The organism is Vibrio sp. 2033 (genome assembly GCF_033339735.1).
In genome coordinates, this window is record NZ_JAWOVC010000059.1 from 1 (window position 1) to 4,747 (window position 4,747).

Consider the following 4,747-nt stretch of genomic DNA (forward strand, 5'->3'; position numbering starts at 1 on the left):
TGAGTAGTTTTACAGGCAAAGCCGAAACGGATGATAACCACCTACTGAAGTAGGTGGTTTAGGGCTGAAAATAAAAAAAGCTGGCAATGCCAGCTTTTCTTTTTCTGAATGTCCCATTTAAAGACATCAGCTTATTCATTACCCATATAACGCTCAAACTAGAAAGCACTATTAAAACACTTGAGAACAAAGCAAATTGGTCGATGAGTAGTACCCTATCATCAAAAGTTTAACGCCACTCTCAAATATTCCAACAAGTTAGATTCACACTCTAAGATGAGCAGTATATTAGGACTATTTAATTAATGTTGAGCACTCTCAGCACAATAAAGACTATGCAGTGTTTTTATTAACGCTTTCACTTCATCACTCTTTAATGTGTAGTACACCGTTTGTGCTTCTTTCCTTGTCGTGACTAACTCATCACGGCGAAGCCAAGCAAGATGCTGAGATAATGCCGACTGGCTTAGCTCTAACTTTGCACACAGCTCTCCCACGGACAGCTCTTGGTTATGCAGCATACAAAGGATTTGTAGGCGTCTCTCGTTTGCCATCGCTTTGAGCAACACGACGGCTTTTGCGGAGTTCTGCTCCATTTCTTGTAGATTCATGTGTTGGACCTCTAGCTACAACTTACTTATTCCAACCCTGGCCAGCTTGTTGTGTTGCACTGATTTATATATCTAAAAAAATCAAGATACACTTCCAGAGTCTTCATTATTAGAACCTCTAATTTAGTTGTTAGTGATACACCAATATTATCCACCAAGGATTTTAATTGGTGCGCCATCAATAATTAATAGTTTCGCTCACTAAAACAAGTATCTTGCTTACTTAGATATTATTTAGAATTATATTTTTATTGATAGTAATCTATTTATTTACGCAACGATACGGGTTTACTCAAACATTTGACTGAAATCAGCATCACAAACATTTTTTACCGCGGGGTGTTGGATCATTCGTTCCGCAAAAATCACGTAGTACTCTTCTTTTAGCCCATCGACATGGCCAATTAGCTGTAAATTTCGGTCGTCTTCAATCTCCGACATGTATACGGTCGGTGCCAAGAAAATCACATCATCGTGGTACCGAGCAAAAGCTTTCATCAACGCAACATCATCAAACTCCCCTAGCACATTGGGTTGAAGGCCTTGACGATCAAACCATTGAATAACTTTACGCCCCATAGCCGTTCGGCTCGCGGGAATCAGAAGTTTTTTTTGTTCCAAGATCTCAGGGAATCGCACATTTTCAATTTCAGAAGAAGCAAAAAAGCTCATGCTACTTTCACCTAACTTTTTGCTATAAAGGCCAGGACTTTGAGTAGAATCAACGGGACAATCCGAAAGGATCATATCTAGCTTGTGCTGAGAAAGGCGTTCAAGTAGCAGTTCGTGGGTTGATTCATAACAGCGTAAATGAATACTGTTATCTTCCGGGACGGTCGTCATCAGTACTTTACTGACCAAGCGTTTAGATAACGCATCGGCTACACCAACTTCAAATAGAATGTTCGAGTGCTGGCTGTAATTGACGATATCTAACATCTCATAACTCAAACCGAACATCCGGTCGGCGTACTTAAACACAAGCTGACCTAACTCAGTGGGCTCAACTGTACGACCATTGCGCTTGGTTAACTTTCCTTTCATGCGCTCTTCAAGCGCTTTAATCTGTCCTGTCACGGTTTGCGGTGTCAGGAAGAGCGCGTCAGCCGCCTTAGTTACAGAGCCCTGTTTGCACACCATCCAGAAATAATAGAGATGGTTGTAGTTTAGATGTGACATGATCGAGTCCCGAAAAGAAAGTGATACTTTTTATACCAAATGTGACAGAGACAAACAATAAACTCGACAAAACCATACAATACCTTACAAAAGCATAAGTTTTACCGAAAGTATAAAGTCAATACTGTCATAAAAGTTGAACTGAGGCGCATTTTCTCTACAAAAAAAACGCAAAAACCAAACAAAACGAAATCAAAATTTAACCATTAAAATCAACAGGTTAAAAATTAATTTTCTTCCTCTTTTACGCCATTATCAAAAAGAACAATAAAAATCTCTCACAGCAAGAAATCTGTAATATTACTGAAATATTTGTTCTCTAACATCGCCCGCAGATTCAACTACAGACCGAAAAATGAACTGAAAGGTCAACGGAGAAAATTATGATGAACCAAGCTACTTCAACAGTGGCACCAATTTCGAGCACAGCTCGTTGGTTACGCTGGGCTAACTTGGCATTCATGTTATATCTGCTTCTTCTAGCAGTATCTATGGTTGGTAGTGGCTTTAAATGGGCAACTGGCGATCAAGCTAAGGTGCTATTTGAATTTGCCGCACACCCAGTTGCAGGTCTAATGATCGGCTTGGTGGCAACAGCCTTAATTCAGTCTTCAAGTACTGTAACGTCTATTATTGTAGGCTTGGTTGCAGGTGGCTTACCTGTAGAAACCGCTATCCCTATGGTGATGGGTGCTAACATTGGTACCACAGTGACCAATACGCTTGTGTCTCTTGGCCACGTGCGCTGTAAAGAAGAGTTCAAACGTGCATTTGCAAGTGCAACCATTCACGACTTCTTCAACTTGCTTGCTGTCGCTATTTTCCTTCCGTTGGAAATGATGTTCGGCATTTTAGAGAAAGTTTCTCACTGGCTTGTTTCTCCACTGCTTGCTACTGGTGATATGAGCATTAAAGGCTTCAACTTTATTAAACCAATTACAAAGCCAGTCGTAGGCGCAATTAAAGAGCCACTTTCTACCTTCGGTGATACTGTTGGCGGCGTCATGCTTATTGCTTTGGGTATTGCGACTATCTTCGTTGCAATCACAGTGATGGGTAAATTAATGAAGAGCCTAATGGTTGGTCGTGCACGTGAAATTTTGAAAAACGCCATCGGTCGTGGTCCTATTCACGGCATCGTATCAGGCTCAATCGTGACCGTTCTAGTACAATCTTCCTCAACCACGACAAGTTTAATGGTTCCGTTGGTTGGTACTGGCGTGTTGAAAGTACGAGATATCTACCCTTTCACTCTGGGTGCTAACATTGGTACTTGTATTACGGCACTACTAGCAGCGACAGCGGTATCTGGAGAGTTCGCAGTATTCGCACTTCAAATCGCTCTAGTCCACTTAGTATTTAACATCATGGCGACGCTGTTTATCTTTGGAATTCCATTCCTACGTGAGATTCCGGTTAAAGGCGCTGAAATGATTTCTGAAATGGCTATTAAGAATAAAGCCGTTGTTGGTGGCTACCTAATGTCAGTATTCGTTATTCTACCAGGTGCGATTCTAGCCCTAACAACGTAACAACAACGACATACCATCGCTTATTGTTTAGGCTCCACATCGTGGAGCCTTTTTTATGAGAATTAAACTGTTCAAATCGATTGTCCGGTGATAATTTGAGCCACATCAGCATGCTTATGCTGAGCTATCTCATTTGGAGTCGACAACATGACGCAGCTTAATGACGCTATTTCTGATCAGCTACTCGCAATAGACGAAAACCTAACCCAACTGGTTGCTGATATTGATATCCTCAGTAGCGTGAATCCTCTTAATTATGCTCAAGAAAGAGAACGTTTCATTAAAAACAAATATTCTCAAGAGCCTAATTTTCAATATTCAATTACTAATGTAGATACCCACAGCGCAAAGCGACGTCTATATGAGCTACCTCTAGAAAACATTCAAGACACCCAACTGCAGAGGCTGTACGCGGATGTAATTCAGTCTTATGCAGATAAACTGGATCAAGTGAATACCATCGGCACGCAAGAGTTTCTTTATAACTCCTTACGCTATTATGGGGAACCGAGCGCCAAAGATATTGCCAACGCCCATTTCATATTGCACCTTCCTACAGAAGAAGAAAAAGAACCTCAGCACGATAGCCGTGCAATAGCACGTTTCATGCAAAATTTTGCTCAACGCAATGGGTATGAATGTGAAATACAGGTGTTGGACGGGATGTTAGCAAACGCACTAGTTTCAGGGTCTCGAGTCAAAATTAACCACGCGGCGTACATCACCACTGATGAGCTGGAGGCTCTTGCACATCATGAAATGGGAGTACATCTCCTGACTACGCTTAACGGTCGTCAACAACCGCTAAAAGTCCTGAGCTTAGGTTGTCCTGCCAATACCAACACTCAAGAAGGGCTGGCTATATTATGTGAGTATCTGTCAGGACATTTCAGTATCAAGCGCCTAAGAACCTTAGCCTTACGAGTTCTGGCAGTAGAGTCGATGATCAAGGATCGCGATTTCCGCCATACGTTCATGCTATTAAAAGAACAGTATAAAGCTTCTGATCTTCAAGCATTTACAACGACTGCCCGAGTGTATCGAGGTGGAGGTTTAACGAAGGATTACTTGTATCTTAGAGGATTCCGAGAGGTGCTCAATGCCTATGATAGATTGGGCGATGACTTTTCACTATTGTTGTGCGGGAAAACAGAGCTGAAGTACTTTGAGCTTATCCGTTCATTAGTGAGTAAAGAAATATTCACTCAACCTAAGTTTATTAGCCCGGCACTGTCCACACCGATGCAGACCAACCCAATTCACCGTTATATTGTCAGTGCACTAAAATAATACCTTCTAAGTACAAAAAAGAAAAAAGCTCCATTCGGAGCTTTTTCTATATCTTGAATGTGCCGTCCTAAATAAGGTTGACACTTTCCACCCCCAAAATTGGAGAGTGTTATGAAATCAACAACTAAAAGAACT

The 4,747-nt window shown here is 41.4% G+C and carries 4 protein-coding genes; 2 read left to right on the forward strand and 2 right to left on the reverse strand.

All coding sequences use genetic code 11. The annotated features are described in order from the left end of the window. Nucleotides 1-302: 302 nt before the first annotated feature. Together R7P74_RS24395 and nhaR are read right to left on the reverse strand one after the other, a co-directional pair. The gene (locus R7P74_RS24395; RefSeq protein ID WP_005381940.1) at nt 303-611 is read right to left on the reverse strand and encodes an ArsR/SmtB family transcription factor; all 309 of its coding nucleotides are present in this window, start codon (nt 609-611) and stop codon (nt 303-305) included. A gap of 288 nt (nt 612-899) precedes the next feature. Beyond that, a complete protein-coding gene (gene nhaR / locus R7P74_RS24400; RefSeq protein WP_005381942.1) occupies nt 900-1,790 on the reverse strand; it encodes a transcriptional activator NhaR in 891 nt (296 codons plus the stop codon). A 386-nt stretch (nt 1,791-2,176) separates the two neighbouring features. On the opposite strand from nhaR, the gene R7P74_RS24405 reads away from it, so the two are divergent. Both R7P74_RS24405 and R7P74_RS24410 read left to right on the forward strand, forming a co-directional pair. Next, complete coding sequence (locus R7P74_RS24405; RefSeq protein ID WP_025768431.1) at nt 2,177-3,322, forward strand: Na/Pi symporter; 1,146 nt, start codon at nt 2,177-2,179, stop codon at nt 3,320-3,322. Nucleotides 3,323-3,469: 147 nt separating this feature from the next. Then, nucleotides 3,470-4,612, forward strand: a complete 1,143-nt coding sequence (locus tag R7P74_RS24410; RefSeq protein ID WP_025768430.1) for a flavohemoglobin expression-modulating QEGLA motif protein — start codon at nt 3,470-3,472, stop codon at nt 4,610-4,612. Nucleotides 4,613-4,747: the final 135 nt, after the last annotated feature.

Excerpts from the sequence above, each read along its gene's own strand:
- R7P74_RS24395 (WP_005381940.1), bottom strand. The coding sequence starts at position 611 with ATGAATCTACAAGAAATGGAGCAGAACTCCGCAAAAGCCGTCGTGTTG.
- nhaR (WP_005381942.1), bottom strand. The coding sequence starts at position 1,790 with ATGTCACATCTAAACTACAACCATCTCTATTATTTCTGGATGGTGTGC.
- R7P74_RS24410 (WP_025768430.1), top strand. The coding sequence starts at position 3,470 with ATGACGCAGCTTAATGACGCTATTTCTGATCAGCTACTCGCAATAGAC.
- R7P74_RS24405 (WP_025768431.1), top strand. The coding sequence starts at position 2,177 with ATGAACCAAGCTACTTCAACAGTGGCACCAATTTCGAGCACAGCTCGT.